Below are 22,015 nucleotides of genomic sequence, written 5' to 3' on the forward strand. Positions count from 1 at the left end.
AATCACACGCTGATTTCTTCCTGTAAAAGCGCCCGATCGGGTCCGATTGATCCCCATCGGGCCGGTTCTGGGGGTAGCGTGGACAAGTGATGACGAGCGATAAGGGCGAGTCCAGCACCGTTGCTTCGAGCGGTGCCTCCGGGGCCCTGAACACAGAAGCCAAGAAACTGACCGGCTGGGGTCGTACGGCCCCCACGACCGCCGAGGTTCTTTCCACGGAAGACCTCGACACGATCGTCAAGGCAGTGCAGCTGGTCGCCGAACAGAACGAGAGCAAGCCCGCCCACCTGCGGCGCGGCGTGATCGCCCGTGGCATGGGCCGGTCCTACGGTGACCCGGCGCAGAACGCCGGCGGTCTGGTCATCGACATGACACCGCTGAACCGCATCCACTCCATTGATTCGGCGTCAGCCGTCGTGGACGTCGACGGCGGCGTCACCCTCGACCAGCTGATGAAGGCCGCGCTGCCCTACGGCCTGTGGGTACCCGTTCTCCCGGGCACCCGCCAGGTCACCATCGGCGGTGCCATCGGCCCGGACATCCACGGCAAGAACCACCACTCGGCCGGGTCCTTCGGCGACCACGTCGTCTCGATGGAGCTGCTCGTGGCCGACGGCCGGATCCTCCACCTGGAGCCCGAGGGCTCCGCCGACGATCCGGACGGTTCCCTGTTCTGGGCGACGGTCGGCGGCATGGGCCTGACCGGCATCATCGTCCGCGCCCGGATCAGGATGACCCGTACCGAGACCGCGTACTTCATCGCCGACGGCGACATGACCCACAGTCTCGACGAGACGATCGAGTTCCACTCGGACGGCTCGGAGAAGAACTACACCTACTCCTCCGCCTGGTTCGACGCGATCTCCGGCCCGCCGAAGCTCGGCCGCGCGGCGATCTCCCGGGGTTCCCTGGCGACGCTGGCGCAGCTCGAGGAGCTGGCCCCGAAGCTGGCGAAGGATCCGCTGAAGTTCAACGCCCCGCAGCTGGTGACGGTGCCGGACATCTTCCCGTCGTTCACGATGAACAAGCTGTCCATGATCGCCGTGGGTGAGCTGTGGTGGTTGAAGTCGGGCACCTACCGCAACCAGGTGCAGAACCTGACGCAGTTCTACCAGCCGCTCGACCTGATCGGTGAGTGGAACCGCGGCTACGGCCCCAAGGGTTTCCTCCAGTACCAGTTCGTCGTGCCGCGTGAGGCCGTCGAACCGTTCAAGGACATCATCCGGGACATCCAGGCCTCGGGACACTACTCCGCACTGAACGTGTTCAAGCTGTTCGGTGAGGGCAACCGGGCCCCGCTGTCCTACCCGATGCCGGGCTGGAACGTGTGCGTGGACTTCCCCGTCAAGCCGGGTCTGGGCCAGTTCCTCGACGAACTGGACCGCCGCGTGATGGAGTTCGGTGGCCGGCTCTACCTGGCCAAGGAGTCGCGGACCTCGGCGGAGAACTTCCACAGTATGTACCCGCAGATGCAGTCCTGGCTGGACACCCGCAACGCCATCGACCCCAACGGGGTCTTCGCGTCGGACCTGTCCCGCCGCCTCGAACTGCACTAGACCGATCAGCCACACGAGAACGACCAGGAAGTAGAACACGACATGCTCAATGCTGTGGGCAAGGCCCAGAACATCCTGCTGCTCGGCGGCACCTCGGAGATCGGCGTCGCCATCGCCTCCGAGTTCCTCGCCGCAGGCCCGGCCGCGGTCACCCTCGCCGCACGGGAGAACTCCCCGCACCTCGAGGAGGCGAAGGCACAGCTCGAGCGCGCCGGAGCCAGCGACATCCGCGTCATCGACTTCGACGCCACAGACTTCGACAGCCACCCGGCCGTGATCGAGGAGGCGTTCTCCGAAGGTGACGTCGATGTCGCGATTGTCGCGTTCGGCACTCTCGGTGACAACGAGGAACTGTGGCGCGATCAGGCCAAGGCCGTCGCCGCCGCCCAGGTCAACTACACCGGGGCGGTGTCCGTGGGTGTCCTGCTCGGCCGACGTTTCGAGGCTCAGGGCCACGGCACGATCGTGGCACTGAGCTCCGTCGCGGGCATGAAGGTGCGCCGCTCCAACTTCGTCTACGGTTCCACCAAGGCCGGGTTCGACGGCTTCTACAGCCAGCTCGGCGAGGCCCTGCGCGGCTCCGGGGCCAACGTCCTCGTGGTCCGCCCGGGCCAGGTGCGGACCAGGATGAGCGCGGACGTGGAGGAGGCCCCGCTGACGGTCGACCGGTCACAGGTCGCCGAGGCGGTCGTCTCCGCGGTCGGAGAGGGCAGGGACACCGTCTGGGTCCACCCGCTGTTCCGGTACGTGATGATGGTGTTCAACCTCATCCCCCGGCCGATCTTCCGCAGGCTCCCCTTCTGAGTGATGTGACACGCCCCGCACCGGGTCCGTGACCTGCGTGTCCGGACCGGGTGTGGGAGACTTGAACACATGACACACGCGACGGATGGCTTCACTGCCGCACCCGCCCGAACGACACGCAGCAGGGTTTTCTTCGGACCGACCGCACCCGCGGGCGGCGCGGACTTCACCTCGGACGCCCTCGGCGGCCGGGGGACCGTCCTCGCGATCGCGGCGGCCGGTGTCGGTGGCGGGGCACTCACCCTGGTCGCCTGGTTCATCCTGAAACTGACCAGCCTGCCCGCGTTCGGTGGATCCCTCGTGTCCAGGGCACTGTCCACGGCAGGTACCGTCGCGGTGCTGCTCCTCGTCATCAGTCTCACGTTCCTGTGGCTGCGCGACGAACACCACGACCGCAGGCGACGGGACACGGAGACCGACGCCGTCAGGGTCTTCGCCCGTGGCCCCGGTACCGCGGTCGGGGCGGGGACGGACACCACCGTCACCGACGGGGACGCGGACGGGCCCGATCCGTCCACGGCTCCCCCGGCATCCGGGTTCCCGGACAGTGAGAGGGTGGTCCCCTCCCGCCCCGGGTGGCGGGTGTGGCTGACCTACGTGGTCTGTTACCTCTCACCGGCGGCACTCGTCGTCACCACACTGGCGCTGCCCCTGTCGGCGACACGTCTGTACCTCGACGGCATCACCGTCGACCAGGGTTTCCGCACCCAGTTCCTCACCCGGCTGACCGACTCACCGGCGCTGAGTGACATGAACTACATAGACATGCCCTCCTACTACCCCGGAGGGTGGTTCTGGTTCGGCGGTCGCTTCGCCAATCTGCTCGGGTTGGACGGGTGGGCGGCGTTCCAGCCGTGGGCCCTGGTCTCCCTCGCCGCCGCCGCGTCGATGGTGGTGCCCACCTGGCAGCGGCTCAGCGGGTCACTGACCGTCGCCACCGGGGTCGGCCTGACGAGCATCTGCCTCGTTCTCGTGATCTCCCCGGAGGAGCCCTACGCCGCGATCGTCGCCCTCGGTGCCCCCGCCGCCACCGTGCTCACACGCCGCGCCCTCGACGGCAGTCGCCTCGCGATGCTGGGGCTGATCATCTACCTCGGTGCCTCCGCATCGATCTACACCCTCTACACGGGGGTCATCGCCCTGTCCGTGGTCACCGTGGCCGGGGTCTTCGCGGCAGCCGTCGACCGGTCCTGGCTGCCCCTGCTGCGGATGGTGCTGGTCGGGGTGTGCTCGATGGCGATCGCCTCGGTGGTCTGGGGTCCGTATCTTCTCGCCGTCGCCAGCGGGGAGCCGCATTCCGGTGCGACGGCGATGCACTACCTGCCGTATTCCGGCACCCAGATCCCGATGCCGATGTTCTCCTTCTCGGCCGTCGGGATACTCTGCCTCCTCGGCATGATCTTCCTCGTCGTCCGCGCCGTCGACCGGGACGTCCGCGCGATGGGCATCGCCCTGGTCGTGTTCTACGGGTGGATCGTCGCCTCGATGATCGCGACGCTCGCCGGGAACACCCTGCTGGGGTTCCGGATGGACGCCGTCGTCACCCTCCAGCTGGCGACGGCGGGTGTGTTCGCGATCGCGGAGATGCGGCTCCTGGGCCCGGACGCACTCTATCCCCACCAGATTTCCGCACGAACGGGACGCACCGTCACGCTCGTCATGGTCACGTTGCTGCTCATCGCAGGTGTGGCCTACGCGCAGACGATTCCGCAGCGCAACCACAACGCCATCGACCTCGCCTACACCGACACCGACGGCGACGGGGTCCGCGCCGATCTCTATCCGCCCGACGCGGGTGCCTGGTACGGGGAGATCGATGAACTGATCCGGGGCAGGGGCCACATTCCCCGGGACACGGTCGTGCTCACCGATGAACACAACTTCATGTCCTACCACCCGTACCGGGGTTTCCAGGCCTTCACCAGCCACTACGCCAATCCGCTGGGTGAGTTCGATCTGCGCAACAAGGAGATCGAGCACTGGGCGACATCATCGTGGAATGTTCTCGACGAACCGGCGAGGTTCGTGGCCGCGCTCGACGGGGGCGACGTGAGACCCCCGGACGTTCTGATCCTGCGGGGTGACGCCGGGGACACGGAACAGGGGTGGAAGTACGACATCGCGGAGGACATCTACCCGAACAACCCGAACGTCCGTTTCCGTGGAGTCTGGTTCAACCCGGCGTCGTTCACCGGTGACGGTTCCCCCTGGGACGTCGAGCAGGTCGGCCCCTTCGTGGTGGTGATCCGCAGCCGATGAAGCGCGTACGACGCTCTGACGTAGACTTGTCTGCTGTGTCAACCACAGCCGTTAATACCCCGCCCACCGCGTCGAGACGGTTGCTCAACCTCGCCATCGTCAGTGGCGTCCTGGGTTTCCTCATGTTCGTGCTCACGCCGTTCATGCCGGTGTCCCAGACACAGTCCTCCTTCGACTGGCCACAGAACGACTCGCTGAACAGCGTCAACGCACCGCTGATCAGTTATGTGCCGCAGTCACTCGACGTCGACATCCCGGTCTCCGCCTTCTCGGATCTGCGGGAGAACCAGTCGACGGTCCTGTCCACCCTGCCCGCGGACAGTGAGGACGCGACCACCCGTGGACTGTTCGTCCGGCTCACGCCGACGGGCCTGGACGTGATCGTCCGCAACCAGGTCCCCTTCGAACTGGACACGGAGCAACTCGAGGCACTCCCCCCGGACGCCGTTCTCCACGTCTCCTCCACGGAGGAGGAGACCACGGCCCGGATCAGTGGCGCCTCAGCTCCGGACGGTACGGAGTACGGCGGTACCGTCAGCGGTGACCAGCGCCCCCAGTTGACCGGTATCTACACGGAGCTGGAGGGTGACGGCACCACCGCCCGCGACCTGATCGATGCGGGTCTGTCGGCGCACATCGAGATCAACTCCCGGTTCACCTCCACCCCGAGCATCCTGAAGTACATCACGATGTTCTCGGGCCTGGTGCTGCTGGGGGTCGCGCTGTGGACGCTGCACCGGATGGACATTCTCGACGGTCGTCGTGCGCGCCGGTTCCTGCCGGTCGGCTGGTTCCGTCCGAGGCTCCTCGACGGGATCGTCGGTGGCGTGCTCGTCTGGTGGTACATCTTCGGTGCGAACACCTCCGACGACGGTTACCTCCTGACCATGGCCCGGGTGTCCGACCACTCCGGTTACATGGCGAACTACTACCGCTGGTTCGGCGTCCCGGAGTCGCCGTTCGGTGCCCCCTACTACGATCTGCTCGGGCTGATGGCGCAGGTCTCCACCGCCTCGGCGTGGATGCGCCTGCCCGAGCTCATCGCCGGTCTGCTGACGTGGATGATCATCACCCGCGAGGTGCTGCCCCGTCTGGGCACGAAGATCAACAACCGTCGGGTGGCGCACTGGACCGCGGCGTTCTCCTTCCTGGGTTTCTGGATGGTCTACAACAACGGTCTGCGCCCGGAGCCGGTCATCGCCGTCGGCGCACTGCTGACGTGGGTGTCCATCGAGCGTGCCATCGCCACGTCCCGTCTGCTGCCCGCGGCCGCCGGTGTCATCATCGCGACGGTCTGTCTCGGCGCGGGTCCCACCGGCCTCATGGCCGTCGCGGCTCTCCTCGCCGGACTGTCCGGGCTGATCCGCATCGGCCTGCGCCGTATGCCGCTCCTCGGAGCCGGACCGGGGTCATCCAGGGGTGCGTCGGTGCGTGCCGCCGCGGCGATGATGTCGCCCTTCCTCGCGGCCGGGACCGCGATCCTGCTCGCCGTGTTCGGTGACCAGACCCTCGGGACCGTTCTGGAGTCCATCCGGGTCCGCTCCGCGAAGGGGCCGTCACTGAACTGGTACGACGAGTGGGTGCGCTACGAGACGCTGATGCAGCAGACCGTCGACGGGTCCTTCACCCGCCGTTTCGCCGTGCTGATGCTCTTCGTCTGCCTCGCGCTGGTCCTCGCCAGTGTGCTGCGCAACGGCCGTGTACCCGGCTCCGCCAAGGGCCCGTCGATGCGGCTGATGCTCGTGTTCTTCGGGACGATGTTCTTCATGATGTTCACGCCGACGAAGTGGACCCACCACTTCGGCGTGTACGCCGGTATCGGTGCCGCACTGGCGGCCCTGGCCGCCATCGCGGTATCGAACATGGCGTTGAAGAGCGCCCGGTCCCGCACCCTGTTCATCGGTGCGATCCTCTTCGTTCTCGCGTTCGCGCTGTCGGGCACCAACGGCTGGTGGTACATCTCCAGCTACGGAATCCCGTGGTACGACAAGACCATCCAGTACCGCCACATCGAGGCGTCCACCGTGATGCTGTTCATCGCACTCGCCGTCCTCGCACTCGGCGCACTCCAGTCCTTCGTCTCCGACGTCGCCACGGCGCGAGCCGCCGCACAGGGACGGGCTGACGAGTACGCGGCGGAGACGCAGCGCCGCCTGCGCCGCTTCGACGGGCTGGCCGCGTCCCCCATCGCCGTGGTCTCCGCCCTGGTTGTCGTGTTCTCGATGCTCTCCCTCGGTAAAGGGTTCGTCGACCAGTATCCGGCGTACTCGATCGGACTCGGCAATCTCCGTTCCCTGACGGGGGACAGCTGCGGCCTGGCCAACGACGCCCTCATCGAATCCGACACCAACGACAGTTTCCTCACGCCCGTCGACGGCACCCCCCTCGGTGAGTCCCTGGAGAGCGAGGACAACCGGGGATTCGACGCGAACAATGTTCCCCCCTCGATCAACTCAGCTGGTGTGGACACCGCCGCCACCGGTGCCGGATCCATCGCCGGCGCGACGGACGAGGACACGGCCTCCGGAGACACCGGCGGCCAGGATTCCGGATCCGGTGGCGGAATCCGTGGCGATGTCGGTGTCAACGGCTCCGTCGCGCAGCTGCCCTTCGGCATCGACTACCGTGAGGTACCGGTTCTGGGGTCCTACACCGTCGGTCCGCAGTTCCCCGCCGAGGTCACCACGTCCTGGTATGAGCTGCCCGGACGACGTGAGGACGCACCGCTGCTCGTGGTGTCAGCGGCCGGCCGCATCGAACACAACGACATCAACGGTGTCCGCCAGGACGGTCAGCGGCTCGTCATCGAGTACGGCACCCGTGGAGCGGACGGCACCGTCACGGGCGTCACCGAGATCGAACCACTCGACATCGGACCGGCGCCGGGCTGGCGGAACCTGCGGGTACCGCTCGACCGGATCCCGACGGAGGCGAATGTGGTCCGGATCGTCGCCACGGACACGAGCCTGGATCCGGACCAGTGGCTCGCCGTCACCCCGCCCAGGGTGCCCACGCTGGTCTCACTGAATGACACCGTCGGTTCCGAGGATCCCGCGCTGCTCGACTGGTCGGTCTCCCTCCAGTTCCCCTGCCAGCGTCCGTTCGACCATTGGGCGGGCGTCGCGGAGACCCCGCTCTGGCGGATCTCCCCGGACCACGGCGGCAAGGTCACCCTCTCCCCGTGGCAGGACTACAACGGTGGCGGCGTCATGGGTGTCGCGGAGGCCATCAACAAGGCCACCGAGCTCCCCAGCTACCTGAAGGATGACTGGCACCGTGACTGGGGTTCCCTGGAGTCCTACGAACTGCGCACGAACTCCCGTGGTGAGGCCCCCGTCGACGCGGTGATCGACTACCGCACCCAGCAGCGTTCCGGTTTCTGGAATCCGGGCAAGATGAAGATCAACGACTGATCCTCCCCGGACGGAGGGGAGCGGACGCCCCCGTGGGAACACATTCCCACGGGGGCGTCCCGCATTCGGTCGGTGTGCGAGTCACCGCCATCGGGCACCGGCGGAGCCGGTGCGGTACGGGGACGGCTCGTGCGTCCCCCGGCACCGACACGGTGCGGCGAAGAGACGGAGGCGGCACCCGGTCTGGATCACCGGGTGCCGCCTCCGTCAGTTGCGCTGTGTCGTGCCGTCGGCCCGGGGGTCAGCCGATCTGCTCGGCGAAGTGCTGCGCGTTCTTCAGCAGGATGAGGAGATCACCGATGGTGTAGTCACCCGACCGGAGCATGGCCTCGAGATCCGGGACGGGCAGGTCACCGCTGGCGATGAGATCACGGACCCGGTTGACGATCTCGGTCGCGGGACCGAGGTCGATGCCCTGACTCTGTGCGACGGCGACGAGTGCACCGATCGCGAGGGCTCCCGCGGCGACGGCGAGGATCGCACCGACGAGCTCCCGGTTGCTGCTGCCCAGCGCCTCGAGTTCCGCGATCTGCCCACCGATGGCGTCGAGGTCGATACCTGCGGTGAGGACCTGGCCGAGATTGACGTCGATACCGGCGCTGAAGTCGTTGAGCTGCTGTTCACCGCCGTTGAACAGATTCACGTCGGAGACGGTGACGATGCCGGGGACGACCCCGTTGTCGGCTCGCTGCCAGAAGGTCATGTGGTTCCAGCCGCCCGGAATGTCGCTCGGGGGCTGGTTCTCGTAGGCGGCGAGCCACAGCGGGTAGTCACTGAACTCAGCGGTGTTCGCCATGTTCTCCCGCCAGAAGTACCGGTAGGTGTAGATGATCGGCTTACGGCCGGTGAGACGCTCGATCTCGGTGACGAATTCCCGGACCCAGGAGCTGAGCTGGGCGGGGCCGAGCCCCTCGGCGTACTCGATGTCGAGCACCGGCGGGAGGGAGGGCTGCGGCTGGGTGGCGAGTGCGGCCGCGTACTCGGCGGCCTGCGCCGTGGCGGAGGAGTCCGGGCGTGCCATGTGGTAGCTGCCGATCAGCATGCCCGCATTGCGGGCCTGCTTGGAATCGGCGACGAAGAAGGGGTTGAGGTAGCCGATTCCCTCGGTCGCCTTGACGAAGGCGAAGCGGTGGCCCGCGGCGGACACCTCGCGCCAGTTGATGGCGGCACCCTGGGGGTGCTGCCAGCTTGCGACGTCGACGCCCTGGGGCGAGGTGATGCTGAAGGCGGCGGCCCTGGGTGCGCCCAGCAGAGTCGCGATCAGGGCGAGTGCCGTGATCAGAGCGGTGACGGGGATGAGAACGGCGCGGTTGTGCGTCGCGCGCACGGTGGCGCGATCGTGCGTGAGGAAGTCCATGGACGTAAATCTACAGCAAATTCACACCAGTCACATCTTTAACTTCAACAACATGTCCATCATGTGTCCCACATCACCTCACCGTCGATGCCCACCGGGCTCCACCCCGGTGACGGTGGCCCGCTCCAACTGCCTGACCGACACCAGGGGACGGTCGGTCATTACGTACCCGGCGTCCGCACGCGCCGACCGCCAGGCACGGATCACCACGGAGATGAACAACGGATAGATGACGAGCGCGACACCGACCAGAGCCATGACGGCGACCCTCAGATCGTCGTGCATGATGTTCCAGCAGAAGTGCGCGGCGAAAGCCACACACATCCACATCGCCCCCACCCCGAGGCGCCACAGATGACTGCGCCGGGCGGTGAACACCGCCACGCCGATCCCCCACCCGACCATTCCGGTGAACAGAACGTGGAGGAGCGGGCCGGCCGCCACCCGCAGGCCCCACATGGACAACATGCCGTCCATGTCGCTGGCCGGATCGTACAGCGCACCCATCACCGCGTAACCGGCGTTCTCGACGACCTCGAACCCGACACCGACGAGAATGCCCGTGGTCAGACCGTGCCAGGGACGGACGAGACGTCGGAAACTGAACAGGATGATCAGCACCCCCAGCGACTTGACCGTCTCCTCCGGGTAGGCACCTCCCCAGGACGCCTCGAAGTGATCCAGCCCGAGACGCGCGGGCAACTCCAGCGACGCCACCGCCAACGGGAACACCAGCAACGGGGACACCGTGGCACCCCACAACAGCGAGGCGACCACGTACCCCGCCCCGGCGCGGGGCCACAGCGGGGTGAACCGGACCGCCAGGAGAACCACCACGAGCTCCACCACGGCGAACAACGCACTGACACCGATGACCCCGGCGGAGGGCAGGTCACCATCCGTGGCCCACCCCGCGAACAGGGAGAACACCAGGGTCAGGACACCGCCGATCAACCCGATGCAGTTGAGTGTCCACAACACGACACGCAGGAACCTGTTCACACCCGCACCTCCGACGTCAGAACGGACGGCAGTTCCAGTTCGGTGACATCACCCCCACCGTTGTCACGGACCTGCGGCCGGATGAGATCCGTGAAATCATCCCCCCGTTCACCATCGATCGAGACCACCAGCAACTCCCCCTCATGATCTCCGGTGCCGGACAACGCCAGGCCCGTGAACTGTTCCTCCGGCACACCGGCGTCGAACCCCGGCTCAGGTACGTCGGGACGCTCGGGATGGTGCAGCACGAGGAGATCCCCGTCCCACGCCACCTCCAGATCCATCCCACGGGACACACCCATGGCACGCATCATCCGGAGCGCGGCGAGCTCCGGGTCGGGGACCTCGGTGACGACCAGGGACTTGATCCGGGTCCCGTCACAATCCCAACCGCCCTCCATCACCACGTCCGGGAGCGGGTCACACATCACCGGTTCCCCGTCCGCGTACCGCAGCGGAATCTGCCATCCGCCACCGACGGAGTCCCCGAGAATCACCTCGTCAACGGACCCGGCGGCCACAGGCAGTCGGTCCATGACGAACAGGGGAACCGATATCACCACCATCAGCACACCGATCAGCTGCACGACGTGTGCGGCCCGGAAGTGAGGTTTCAGACGGTACTGTCCCATGCCCGACGACGATACCAAGTCGCCCGGTCCCCCCACGGGCCGTTAGAGCCGGGCCCGGTCACTCCGGGACGGCCGAACCCCGGCGGTCGCGGGCCGCCCGACGCCGCGACCGCACCAGCACGACCGCGAAGACGGTGTACACCACCAGCGCAGTGACGGCCGGTGCGACGAACACCGCCACCGGGTCCCGGTACCCGACATTCCATGAGAAGTGCGGGCCGGGACGTACGCCACGCCCGCGTGGGGCCACAGCGGGATCCCACCGGGACACCTTCGCGATCCCTGCCCCACCCCGTCAGCGGCGGTGGCGGGGTGCTCGCGGAGTGCATCCCGGGCGATGCGCCCGGCAACGGCACACCCACGAACCCGGGCTTCCGAGCCGGCCGGAAAGGTCCTTCCCCTCCCACCCGGATACGTCAGGCCGCCAGGACCCCGCCACCACGCGGATCCCGTTCCACCGGGTGTGGCGGGGTCTGTCCCGGTACATGTTCATGAGCGGTCACGCCGCCTCGCCCCGAATATGTTCACCCGGATACCCGTACAGTTGACTGCATGAAGGATCTCTACCGCTACGTCAACGGACCCTGGCTCGATTCCCACGTCATCCCCGATGACCGTGGCGCAGACGGCAACTTCCACACACTCCGCGACCGGGCGGAGGAGGACGTCCGCGCCATCGTCGAGGCCGATGAGGGCAGGGCCGGAACGCTCTACGACTGCTTCATGGACACGACGGCCATCGAAGCCGCCGGCACCGACCCACTGTGCGCGGACCTCGACCGGATCGACGTCGACACGCCCGAGGAGTTCGCCGCGGCACTCGGCCACCTCGACCGCGAGGGAATCGGCGCCCCCGTCGGTTTCTGGGTGGAGAAGGACTCCGCCGGCGAGGACTCCCTCGCCTACCTGGTCCAGTCGGGCCTCGGCCTGCCCGACGAGGCCTACTACCGCGATGCCGCCCACGCGGAGACACTGGCCACCTACCGCGCACATGTGGCGACCATGCTCGACTTCCTCCCGACGGAGCGGCTGGGCGGACTGAGCGCCGCAGACGCCGCCGACCGTGTCGTCGAACTGGAGAAGCGCATCGCGGCCGGCCACTGGGACGTCGTCGCATCCCGCGATGCGGTGAAGACATTCAACCCCACCGACTTCACCGATCTCCCGGAACTCGTCCGGGTGCTCTGCACGGCCTCCGGGCTCCCGGAGCACCGCCTCATCGTGATGATGCCGTCCTACCTGGGACACCTGGATGAACTGCTCCGTGAGGCGGATCTCACGGACTGGAAACTCTGGGCCACCTGGCACATCCTCAACGGCCGTGCGGGACTGCTCACCGACGAGATCGGCAGGACGAGTTTCCGCTTCTACGGCACCGTCCTCCAGGGCGCCACCGAACAGCGGGACCGTTGGAAACGCGGGATCGGCCTGGCGGAACGCTTCGTCGGGGAGGAGATCGGCGAACTCTTCGTCGCCGAGCATTTCCCGCCCGAGCACAAGCAGCAGATGCTCACCCTGGTCGACCACCTCATCGGTGCGTACCGCGAACGCATCACCAACCTCGTGTGGATGACGGAGGAGACCAGGAGGAAGGCCCTGGTCAAACTCGACAAGTTCAACGCGAAGATCGGCTACCCCGACACCTGGCGCAGCTACGAGGGCCTCACCTTCGAGCCCGGCGGCGCCAACCTGGTGGCGAACGTCCGGCGGGGCAGCGCGTTCCTCCACGACTACGAGCTGAACAAGATCGGCAAGCCCGCCGACCGTGGGGAATGGGTCACCACCCCGCAGACCGTCAACGCCTTCTACAATCCCGTCGTCAACGACATCACCTTCCCCGCCGCGATCCTCCGCCCCCCCTTCTTCGACCCGGACGCCGACGCCGCGACGAACTTCGGCGGGATCGGTGCGGTCATCGGCCACGAGATCGGGCACGGTTTCGACGACCAGGGGAGCCAGTACGACGGTGACGGCAACCTCAACTCCTGGTGGACCGATGAGGACCGCACCGCGTTCGAGGAATTGACCGCACGGTTGGTCGACCAGTTCAACGGGCGTGTCCCCGGGGTCCTGGACGGTACCGGATCCTCCGGTGTCAACGGTGAGTTCACCCTCGGCGAGAACATCGGTGACCTGGGTGGCCTCGGGATCGCGGTCATCGCCTACGGCCGCTACCTCGCGGACCGGGGCCTCGACTTCGACACGGCCCCTACCGAGACCGTCGACCACGAGGGCGGGGACCCGGACATGGAGGGACGCGAGTTCACCGGACTCCAGCGTCTGTTCATCTCCTGGGCGCGCGTGTGGCGGACCGCGATCCGGCCGGAACTGGCGACCCAGTACCTGGCCGTCGACCCCCACTCCCCGGCGGAGTTCCGGTGCAACATCATCGCCGCGAACGTCGACGAATTCTACGACGCCTTCGACGTGCACCCCGAGGGCCTGATGTACCTGGAGCCCGGTCGGCGCGTCACCATCTGGTGATGCCCTGAGCTGCCCCGAACGGACCGGGGTGGTGGACCCGTCAACGGTTTCACCACCCCGGTCCGTTTCTGTCCGTGTGCGAAAAAAACCACGGGGTGTCGCGGTGATCCCCCGTCGCCGCCGCTGCGGGGGTGCACGACGAACACGGGTGATTGACAGCGGACGGGCACTCGATTACTAAGTAAGTTACTGGGTAATCAACTGGGTCGCACACCTGCTCCCCGCCCTGTTTCCCCGAAGGACGCCCATGTCAATCAGGTTCGCACTACTCGGACTCCTCAATGACGAACCCTGCGGCGCAGGTAAACTCCGCCAGCGTTTCGAGGACCGTACACAGGGAATCTGGCCGATGAACATCGGACAGGTCTACCAGACGATCCAACGGCTCGACCGCGACGGACTCATCGAGAAGGTCGGAACAGACAACAGCACCAACCGCCCCGCCGACATCTACGCCACCACCGACGCCGGACGCGCGGCCCTGGAGCGGTGGTGGAACGAGCCGACACTCCGCCCCCGCAACGACCGCGACGACCTGGTCATCAAGATCGCCGTCGCAGCCGTCGTCCGGGGCGTGGACAACCGCGCACTCATCCAGGGCCAGCGGGAGGCGACGATGCGCGAGCTCCGCGACATCACCCTCGCCAAGACCTCCATCCCACCCGCCCGTACCGCGCAACGGCTCCTGCTCGAACGCCGCATCTTCGACCTCGAGGCCGAGGCACGCTGGCTCGACCACATAGAAACCCTCGCCGAACCGGAAGGCCCCCGATCATGACCACCTCCCCCATCCTCACCATGGAGAACGTCACCCGTCTGCACACCGACGGGCCCCGCACCATCGCGGCCCTCGACAACGTCAGCCTCTCCGTCGCCCCCGGCGAACTGGTCGCCGTCATGGGGCCGTCGGGCTCCGGGAAATCGACCCTCCTCAACGTCGCCGGAACCCTGGACACCCCGAACCACGGCCACATCATCATCAACGGACGGGACACCGCGGGACTCTCCCGCACGGAACGTGCCGCGATCCGCCGCCGTGACGTCGGCTTCGTCTTCCAGCACTACAACCTCGTCCCCACGCTCACCGTCGCGGAGAACGTCGCCCTCCCGCTCGAGCTCGACAACGTACCCCGCCGCGAGGCACGCGCCGCGGCACTCGCGGCGCTGGAGGGCATCGACCAGGCCGACCTCGCGGACCGCTTCCCCGCCGAGATCTCCGGTGGCCAGGCGCAACGTGTCGCCATCGCCCGCGCCCTCGTCGGCGAGCGTTCCCTGCTCCTCGCCGACGAACCCACCGGCGCACTCGACACCACCACCGCGGAATCGGTGATGGCGCTCCTGCGCTCGCGTATCGACGCCGGCGCGGCCGGCCTGCTGGTCACCCACGAACCCCGCTTCGCCGCCTACGCCGACCGCACCGTCTGGCTCCGCGACGGACAGCTCGTCCAGCCCCACGCCGGGAGTGATGCCCGATGAACGCCTGGCTCACCTCCGCCCGGCTCGCCCGGCGCGACCTGACCCGCCACCGGTGGCGTTCCCTCGCCGCCGTCCTCCTGTTCGCCCTGCCCGTCATGGCGGTCCTCGTGTTCGCGGGAGCCGTGTTCAGCGACAGAACCAACCAGGGAACCGACCCCACCGCCCCGTACGCCGATGTGTGGATCGGCCAATCCCCGTGCCCGGACACCGCCGAACACTGTGAGGCACCCGATGCCGCCACCGTCGCGCTACCGGACCGTCAACGGATGGCCGAGAACCTCGGAACAGACCCCGACGACCCGATAGCCACCCTGGACACCGAAGCCCGGATATCCACGCCCGGGGGCACGAGTTTCGACCGTACCGCGACCGCGCTCCCCGACACCGTCACCGGGGCACCGGAACCCGGATCCTTCATGGCCCGGGAAAACACCGCGAGAGGTCTCGGCCTGAAACCCGGAGACACGGCAACGGTCACGGTGCTGGACAGCGACGGCGACGAACACGCCCTCGAACTCACCTACACAGGTCCGAGCCCCAGCGGGACATTCCTGTCCCTCGCCGATGTCCCGGGATCACGGATCATCGACGATCCCGATTTCACCGGCATCCCCGAGACGTCACCGTGGCAGGTCAGCTACCTGATCCCCCCGGAGCTCACCGACACGATCACTGACGGACTCGACACCGAACGGGCCGACAGAAACGGCGTCCACATCAGCGACCGGACGACACAGAGCGGACAACCGGCACCCATCGCCCGGGACGTCCTCCGGGGACTGACCAGTGACAGCGCCCTTCTGAACTGGACCCTCCTCACCTTCGCACTCCTGGTCGTCATCGCCGTCGTCACGCCCATCTTCGCGGTCGCGGCCCGACGCCAGACCAGGCTCACCGGTCTGCTGTCGGCCACCGGAGCCGCCCCGACACACCTGCGCCGGGTGCTGCTCATCCAGGGACTCATGATCGGTGCCGTCGGCGCGGTCCTCGGCAGCGTGCTCTCCATCCCCGTCGAACGGGTGCTCGTCGGAGCCGTCGACCCCGGGGTCGAGGTCCACTGGCCCTGGGACCTGGCGCTCCTGGTCATCGTCACCTCACTGATCGTGGGCGTCGGATCCTCCCTCCTCCCCGCGCTACAGACGGGACGGCAGGATCCGGTCGTCGCACTCCGTGGCGGACGCAGCATCAGGATCCGCCGCTTCTCCCGCCCCATGATCATCGGACCCGTGATCATGCTCATCGCCACCTGGTGGAGCGTCGCGACCGATTCACCGTTCACCCACGCCCTCACCCAACCCCTGCTCGGACTGGGTCTGGTCCTGTCCGCACCCCTCCTGCTGTGGGGCACCGCCGCCGTCGCCGCCCGCTTCCCCCTCCCCGGCAGACTCGCCTCCCGCGACGCACTACGCTCCATGACGAGGACCGCACCCGCAGTCGGGGCGATCGCCGGCATCACCTTCGTCTCCACCACATTCCTCAGCATCCTGTGGCTCCCGACGACCGTGTACGAGGGGGAGAACAGACTGCCGGACGACGCGGCACTGTTCACCACGACAGGCGCGATCCATCTCACCCCGGACACCGCACACGAACGCATCGACGGGATCCTCGAGCGGCCCCGCACCGGACGGAGTGACATCTTCATCCCCGAACCGGGACGGTGGAACAGCACCGACTGGAAGGGGCTCGCCGCCACCGGCAGCACGACAGCCGATGAAGAGTTCTACCTCGACGCCCCCCTGTTCCAGGGCTGGAACGCCCACGGACTCCCCGACGTCCACGAGAAGATCCTCATCAACGACGGCTCAGCGGTCACCGCACTGGAGGGCCTCACGGACCGGCAACGCGCCGCGATCCACACGGCACTGGACAAGGGCGAGATCGTCGTCACCGATCCCGACCTCGCCGTCGACGGAGACGCCGGATTCGGCCGCGAGAGACGGAGGAGTCCCGCCTCCCCGGAACACGCGGCACAGACCGTGGACACGGACGGATTCGCCGTCGCCCCGGCCCACCGTGGCGACACGGCTACAGAGGAACCGCGGGACCACGAGGTACTCACCCACCCGGTGACGGTCATCCCCCTCGACGGCCCCGGTGTCTGGCTCCTCACCCCGGAGACCGCCGCCGAGATCGGCATGGGGACCACCTACATGGGTACCCTGGTGCGCACGCTCGAACCGGTCAGCACCCTCGACTCCTTCCGGATGGACACGAAGGTGAACAGGGACCAGCCACTCCGGGTGGACACGGCCAACAAGCCCCCCTACGAACTGTTGACCTGGATGCTCCCGCTACTGATCGCCTGCCTGATCAGCTACGGCATCGTGGTCCTGCTCATGCTGCTCACCGCCGCAGAATCCCGCAGGGACACCGATGTCCTCACGGCGGTCGGCGGATCCCCCCGGCTCCTGGCCCGGTACGTCGGCGCGCAGGGCCTGATCATCGGCCTCGGCGGAGCGGTCGCGGGAACCCTGGCCGCCTTCGTCCCCTTCCTGGCCGAGCTACTCAGCGGAGACAGGGACGGTTTCCTGCAGCAGGTCTTCCACCAGGTCGACACAGTCCAGCGGTCGACCTCCCTCCTGGCCACCCTCGTCGGTGTTCCGCTCCTCGCCTGGGCCACCGGTCTGGCGATCGGCGCCTGGATCGCCGGGCACCGACGCCCACTGAGCGACCGCCGGGAATGATCCACCCCGATGTCCCGGGCGCACCGATCTCACGGTGCCCCCGGGACATCAACCCCCTCCAGAGCCAGCAGACCCCGCTTGAACTCCACTCCACCGGCGAACCCACCGATCCCACCACCCGACGCGAGCACCCTGTGGCACGGCACCAGAACCGGCAACGGATTCGAGGCACACGCCGAACCCGCCGCACGGAACGCCGCCGGGCTACCGGCGAGCGCGGCCAACCGGGCGTAACTCACCGTCTCCCCGAACGGAATCCCCCGCAACGCCGCCTGCGCCCGCTGCGTGAACGTCACCGGCTCCGGCACATCCAGCGACACCCCGAACACCTGACGCCCACCGGCCAGATACTCCCCGATCTCCCCGACCGCCCGTACGGCGTGACGCGCCGCCGCACCGGAACCGGACGGATCGTCGGCAAGCGCACCCCGGAACAGCACCCGGCGCACACCAGCGTCCCCGGCCACCACCGTCAACGGGCCGAACGGAGTGTCGAGCGAACGGAACGCGAACATGTCCATTGGACCGACACTACCCGCCGGTAGCATGGACGCCATGAGCGAGACACCCGACGAACCCCAGGTCATCCACGACGACGCCACCGGACGCGACTTCACCGTCGGCGGCACCGAAAGCGGCCTCGACGAAGCGGGACAGCTCGAACAACTCGCCTGGTACATCGACCAGCACCATCCGGCCCCGGACCTCACCCCACCCTGGGCCGGCGGCACCGGCGACCGGGACACCTGCGACGACTGGGCCGCACGACTCCCCGACCGACTCACCCACGCCGCCATGCTCATGCTCGGCACCGCCGCCGGACACCGCATGCCCGGCGTCGACTACCTCGGCGGAGTCACCGCCGACGATCTCCCCGGAATCGGTGTCGTGTTCACCCCCTCCGAGCCCACAGATGAATGGGCCATCAGCCTCCACGGCGGCGGGTGGTGGCGCGGCGCCGGAACCTGCCTCGACAACGCCTGGCGCCCCGGCGTCGCCGCCGTGGCGGAACTGTCCGGCACGACCATCATCGACGTCGACTACCCCCTCGCACCCGAGCACCCGGTCACCGCGATGCGCGCGGTGACCCGCGCCGCCATCGCCCACGCCCGCCAGCAGGATGCACGCCATGTCGCAGCCTGGGGCGAATCCTCCGGTGCCGCGCTGGCTGCGCTCGTCGCGGGCGACGTCGACAAACTCCTGCTCACCCGCCCCAGCCTGCACCTCGGCGGACTACCCGACGCCGTGCGCGGCGACGCCGGGATCCCCGACCCCGCCACCTGGCCGCGCACCCTGATCCAGGTCGGTGAACAGGACACCACCGTGCCGCGCTTCCGGTGGGCGGAACACGTAGCCGAGGTACTGACCTATACGGCACAACACACCATCGTCACGCCCACCGTCGCGCGCAAGATGGCGAAGGACGCCGCGGACTTCCTGCGGGGATAGGGCGGGGCGGACGACAAGCGTCCGGGGCCCGGCGGACACATGCACGGTGCGGGCGGCCGTACGCCGCCGTACGTCGGGGCACCAGGTGCCGAAGGCGGGTCGCCGGTTCCCGGACGCTCTGTCCTCGACCCGACCTCTTCTCCACGGCCAGTCTCAGGACCGTCGTCACCGCGTGCCAACACACCCGGTCGCGAACGACGTCCTGCGGAAACACGTCTCGCCAGTGCGTGCTAGCACGCGATGACGAGAGCGTCGGACAGCGGAAGACCCGGGTGGCCCGATGGGCCACCCGGGTCAACGGGAGTGTCGGTCAGCCGCCGAACTGGCTGAGGTCGATGCCTTCCAGCGGGTCCGCCTCACTGCCCTCCTCCGCGGGCTCGTCGGCCTCGCACAGGGTGAGCGTCGCGCCGGTGGAATCGGCGATGATCAGCATGGTGCCGAACTCGGCCTCGAAGGGGCCCCGGATGATCTCTCCGCCGAGTTCTGTCACCTTCTCCGCCGTCGCGGCGATATCCCTGACACCGAGGTACGTCTGCCAGAAGCCGGGGACCTGCGGCGGGAACTTGCCCTCCGCGTCCCAGATGCCGGCGAACGGGGAACCGTCGACGTCGATGAGGGTGTAGCGGGCGCCGTCCTCGTCGAGTCGGCGGACGGTCCAGCCGAACAGTTCGGTGTAGAAGTCGACGGCGCGGTCGTAGTCGCCGGTGGCGGTGAGTTCGTGCCAGACGGCGGTACCGGGCTCGCCGCCCGACACGAAACGCTCCTCGCCTGAGGGTTCGATCGCGCCGAACATCGCACCTGCGGAGTCGACGAGAATCGCGACCTGCCCGAGGTGGACGTCAAACGGTTCGGTGAGGACGGTGCCGCCGAGTTCCCGGGTGCGGGCGACGGTGGCGTCGATGTCGGAGGTGAGGAAGTAGGTGATCCACGTGTCGGGCTGCGTGGCGGCCTCCGGCTGCTCGATGAAACCGGCGACGGGCAGGCCCTGGGCCCGAGCGAGCCGGTAGCCGGGGGCGGCCTCCTCGACATCCCAGCCGAGGATCTCGGCGTAGAAGTGCGCGGTTTTCCGCATCTCGGAGGTCGTGAGGTCGATCCAGAACGGCATACCGTCCTGTGCCATGAACGCGGGCATTACATGTTCCTCCACTTTTCGGGGTCGAAGTCATCGTTTGCGGTGGCCTCGTCGAAGAAATCGTCGTCATCGTCGCTGCCGGGGGCTGCGACCCGTGCCGACGCTCCACCGACGGTGACGACGTCGCCGACGCGCAGGGTGCGCCCGCGGCGGGTGTCGGCCTCACCGTTGACCGTAACCTCACCTGCTGCGATGGCCTCCTTGGCGGCACCGCCGGTGTCCACGAGGTTGGCGAGCTTGATGAACTGCCCGAGTTTGATTGTGTCGTCCCGGATCGCGACGTCGACTGCTTCCATGCGGTCCAGTGTACGGGCGGCCCGGTGGTGTCCCGACACCGCCGGGGCGGGAGCCCGTACGGCTCCGGTCAGCGGAAGCGGACGGCGGTGCCGGTGGCTGCGACGAGCAGCATGTTGCCCTGACCGAGGACGGCGTACTCGATGCTGACGCCGACGACGCCTTCCGCGCCGAGTGCCGTGGCGCGCTGCACCATCTCACCGAGGGCCTGTTCCCGGGCCGTGGCCGCCTCCTGCTCGTAGCCCTGGCTACGGCCGCCGACGATGTTCCGGAAACCGGCGGCGAAGTCCTTCAGGGCGTTGATGCCGACGATGGTCTCGCCCGCGACGACACGGATGTACTCGCCGATCTCGCGGCCTTCGACGGTCGGGGTGGTGGAAACGATCATGGTGCGTGCTCCTCGTTGATTGTGCGGTTCACGGCCGAGTGTAGGGGCACCCGTGGAACAGCGCAGGCGCCGACAGACTCAGACGGGCCGGACGGCGGTACCGGTGAGCATGATCGTGAAGTTGCCGATGGCACCGGAGTAGGGGTGGGAGACCCGGAGACCTATGACCGCATCGGCGCGCGGCCCGGCGGCCTCCTCCCGGAGCATGTCGAGCGCCCGGCCCCGGGCTGTCAGGGCGGTGGCGGCCTTCTTGTCCCCGCTGTTGCGCAGCGTGTGGGCGAAGCCGGTACCGGTGACCACGTCGAGATATTCGTGGATCTCGCGTCCCGCGACGGAATCGGTGGTGGTGATGGTGCTCGCTTCTCGGGGGGACGGGGTACGGGGCGCGAGTCTATCCCTGGCCGATGACCCCGCGGAGGCCCTCGAGGATCATCCAGGCGGCGATCAGCGCGAAGATCACACCGCTGACCAGATCGATCAGGGGACCGTTGCGGACGATGCGGACGGCGAGGGTCCGCACGGCCAGAGCGAAGCCGACGAACCAGGCGACACCGGTCACGGTGAGCAACGCCAGTATCGTCGCACCCGCGACGAACCCGCCGTCCGGGTCGACGAACTGCGCGAAGATGGCGGCGAAGAAGAGGACGGCCTTGGGGTTCGACAGATTCGTGGCCAGCCCGGTCCGAAAGGAGGCGACGGGGCGGGCGGGCGCCCCGGTGCCGGTCGGTGCCGATCCCACGGGAGCCCGGGAGCGTTCGCGTCTGCCGTGGATCCCGGCGCTGATCGACCTGAACGCGATCCACGCGAGGTAGCTGCCACCGATGATCTGCAGGATGTGCAGAAGCCCGGGGTGGGTGGTCATCAGCGTGGACAGCCCGATGAGGCTGGCGACGATCCACAGGGTGTTGCCCGCGCAGATACCGAGTGCGCACCACACGCCGTCGGCCCGGCTTCGGGCACCGAGCCGGATGATCTGGAGGGTGTCCGGACCCGGGCTGGCGATCGCCGCCATCCAGACGACGAGCAGGGTGGTGAGGGCGGCGAAAGTCATGCGGACGAGACTACCCCCGGGCCCGGGACGG

18 protein-coding genes are annotated in these 22,015 nt (G+C 67.9%); 9 read left to right on the forward strand and 9 right to left on the reverse strand.

Annotation, left to right across the window (positions count from 1 at the left end; all coding sequences use genetic code 11):
- Window positions 1-89 precede the first annotated feature (89 nt).
- The 4 genes from JIM94_RS02490 (at window position 90) to JIM94_RS02505 (ending at window position 8,032) form a co-directional block, all read left to right on the forward strand.
- Window positions 90-1,556: a decaprenylphosphoryl-beta-D-ribose oxidase gene (locus tag JIM94_RS02490; RefSeq protein ID WP_200252949.1), complete on the forward strand. Its 1,467-nt coding sequence runs from the start codon at window positions 90-92 to the stop codon at window positions 1,554-1,556.
- A 42-nt stretch (window positions 1,557-1,598) separates the two neighbouring features.
- Complete coding sequence (locus tag JIM94_RS02495) at window positions 1,599-2,360, forward strand: decaprenylphospho-beta-D-erythro-pentofuranosid-2-ulose 2-reductase (protein ID WP_200252561.1); 762 nt, start codon at window positions 1,599-1,601, stop codon at window positions 2,358-2,360.
- A 69-nt stretch (window positions 2,361-2,429) separates the two neighbouring features.
- Window positions 2,430-4,619 (forward strand): galactan 5-O-arabinofuranosyltransferase, encoded by a 2,190-nt coding sequence (locus tag JIM94_RS02500; RefSeq protein WP_200252564.1) that lies wholly within the window; start codon window positions 2,430-2,432, stop codon window positions 4,617-4,619.
- Window positions 4,616-8,032: an arabinosyltransferase domain-containing protein gene (locus JIM94_RS02505; protein WP_200252567.1), complete on the forward strand. Its 3,417-nt coding sequence runs from the start codon at window positions 4,616-4,618 to the stop codon at window positions 8,030-8,032. Before JIM94_RS02500 ends, JIM94_RS02505 begins: the two co-directional genes overlap by 4 nt.
- A gap of 241 nt (window positions 8,033-8,273) precedes the next feature.
- Here JIM94_RS02505 and JIM94_RS02510 read toward each other — a convergent pair whose 3' ends face one another.
- The 3 genes from JIM94_RS02510 to JIM94_RS02520 all read right to left on the reverse strand — a co-directional run bounded on the left by JIM94_RS02510 (window position 8,274) and on the right by JIM94_RS02520 (window position 11,023).
- Window positions 8,274-9,389 (reverse strand): GH25 family lysozyme, encoded by a 1,116-nt coding sequence (locus JIM94_RS02510; protein WP_200252570.1) that lies wholly within the window; start codon window positions 9,387-9,389, stop codon window positions 8,274-8,276.
- Window positions 9,390-9,467: 78 nt separating this feature from the next.
- Window positions 9,468-10,391 carry a PrsW family intramembrane metalloprotease gene (locus JIM94_RS02515; RefSeq protein ID WP_200252574.1) on the reverse strand — a complete coding sequence of 308 codons (924 nt, stop codon included), beginning with the start codon at window positions 10,389-10,391 and terminating at the stop codon, window positions 9,468-9,470.
- Window positions 10,388-11,023 (reverse strand): hypothetical protein, encoded by a 636-nt coding sequence (locus JIM94_RS02520; RefSeq protein ID WP_200252577.1) that lies wholly within the window; start codon window positions 11,021-11,023, stop codon window positions 10,388-10,390. Before JIM94_RS02520 ends, JIM94_RS02515 begins: the two co-directional genes overlap by 4 nt.
- A 552-nt stretch (window positions 11,024-11,575) precedes the next feature.
- On the opposite strand from JIM94_RS02520, the gene JIM94_RS02525 reads away from it, so the two are divergent.
- The 4 genes from JIM94_RS02525 to JIM94_RS02540 all read left to right on the forward strand — a co-directional run bounded on the left by JIM94_RS02525 (window position 11,576) and on the right by JIM94_RS02540 (window position 17,670).
- Complete coding sequence (locus JIM94_RS02525) at window positions 11,576-13,507, forward strand: M13 family metallopeptidase (protein WP_200252580.1); 1,932 nt, start codon at window positions 11,576-11,578, stop codon at window positions 13,505-13,507.
- Between the two features lie 247 nt (window positions 13,508-13,754).
- On the forward strand, window positions 13,755-14,285 hold the full coding sequence (locus JIM94_RS02530) for a PadR family transcriptional regulator (RefSeq protein WP_200252583.1): 531 nt from the start codon (window positions 13,755-13,757) through the stop codon (window positions 14,283-14,285).
- Window positions 14,282-14,983: an ABC transporter ATP-binding protein gene (locus tag JIM94_RS02535; RefSeq protein WP_200252585.1), complete on the forward strand. Its 702-nt coding sequence runs from the start codon at window positions 14,282-14,284 to the stop codon at window positions 14,981-14,983. Before JIM94_RS02530 ends, JIM94_RS02535 begins: the two co-directional genes overlap by 4 nt.
- Entirely contained in the window at window positions 14,980-17,670 is a 2,691-nt protein-coding gene (locus JIM94_RS02540; RefSeq protein WP_200252587.1) for an ABC transporter permease, read from the forward strand. Before JIM94_RS02535 ends, JIM94_RS02540 begins: the two co-directional genes overlap by 4 nt.
- 29 nt (window positions 17,671-17,699) lie before the next feature.
- Here the strand turns inward: JIM94_RS02540 and JIM94_RS02545 are convergent, their stop codons facing one another.
- Window positions 17,700-18,191 (reverse strand): methylated-DNA--[protein]-cysteine S-methyltransferase, encoded by a 492-nt coding sequence (locus JIM94_RS02545; protein ID WP_234039191.1) that lies wholly within the window; start codon window positions 18,189-18,191, stop codon window positions 17,700-17,702.
- 34 nt (window positions 18,192-18,225) lie between these two features.
- Here JIM94_RS02545 and JIM94_RS02550 point away from each other — a divergent pair, with 34 nt between their 5' ends.
- A complete protein-coding gene (locus JIM94_RS02550) occupies window positions 18,226-19,119 on the forward strand; it encodes an alpha/beta hydrolase (protein ID WP_200252589.1) in 894 nt (297 codons plus the stop codon).
- 310 nt (window positions 19,120-19,429) lie between these two features.
- Here the strand turns inward: JIM94_RS02550 and JIM94_RS02555 are convergent, their stop codons facing one another.
- The 5 genes from JIM94_RS02555 to JIM94_RS02575 form a co-directional block, all read right to left on the reverse strand.
- Window positions 19,430-20,251 carry a VOC family protein gene (locus tag JIM94_RS02555; RefSeq protein ID WP_200252591.1) on the reverse strand — a complete coding sequence of 274 codons (822 nt, stop codon included), beginning with the start codon at window positions 20,249-20,251 and terminating at the stop codon, window positions 19,430-19,432.
- The gene (locus tag JIM94_RS02560; RefSeq protein WP_200252593.1) at window positions 20,251-20,547 is read right to left on the reverse strand and encodes an RNA-binding S4 domain-containing protein; all 297 of its coding nucleotides are present in this window, start codon (window positions 20,545-20,547) and stop codon (window positions 20,251-20,253) included. Before JIM94_RS02560 ends, JIM94_RS02555 begins: the two co-directional genes overlap by 1 nt.
- Window positions 20,548-20,615: 68 nt before the next feature.
- Window positions 20,616-20,933 carry a YbjQ family protein gene (locus JIM94_RS02565; protein ID WP_200252595.1) on the reverse strand — a complete coding sequence of 106 codons (318 nt, stop codon included), beginning with the start codon at window positions 20,931-20,933 and terminating at the stop codon, window positions 20,616-20,618.
- A 78-nt stretch (window positions 20,934-21,011) separates the two neighbouring features.
- The gene (locus JIM94_RS02570) at window positions 21,012-21,233 is read right to left on the reverse strand and encodes a heavy metal-binding domain-containing protein (RefSeq protein ID WP_200252597.1); all 222 of its coding nucleotides are present in this window, start codon (window positions 21,231-21,233) and stop codon (window positions 21,012-21,014) included.
- A 91-nt stretch (window positions 21,234-21,324) separates the two neighbouring features.
- Window positions 21,325-21,984 carry a LysE family translocator gene (locus JIM94_RS02575; protein WP_200252600.1) on the reverse strand — a complete coding sequence of 220 codons (660 nt, stop codon included), beginning with the start codon at window positions 21,982-21,984 and terminating at the stop codon, window positions 21,325-21,327.
- Window positions 21,985-22,015 lie beyond the last annotated feature (31 nt).

Origin of the sequence: Corynebacterium pygosceleis (assembly GCF_016595275.2) — a bacterium.
GTDB lineage: Bacteria > Actinomycetota > Actinomycetes > Mycobacteriales > Mycobacteriaceae > Corynebacterium > Corynebacterium pygosceleis.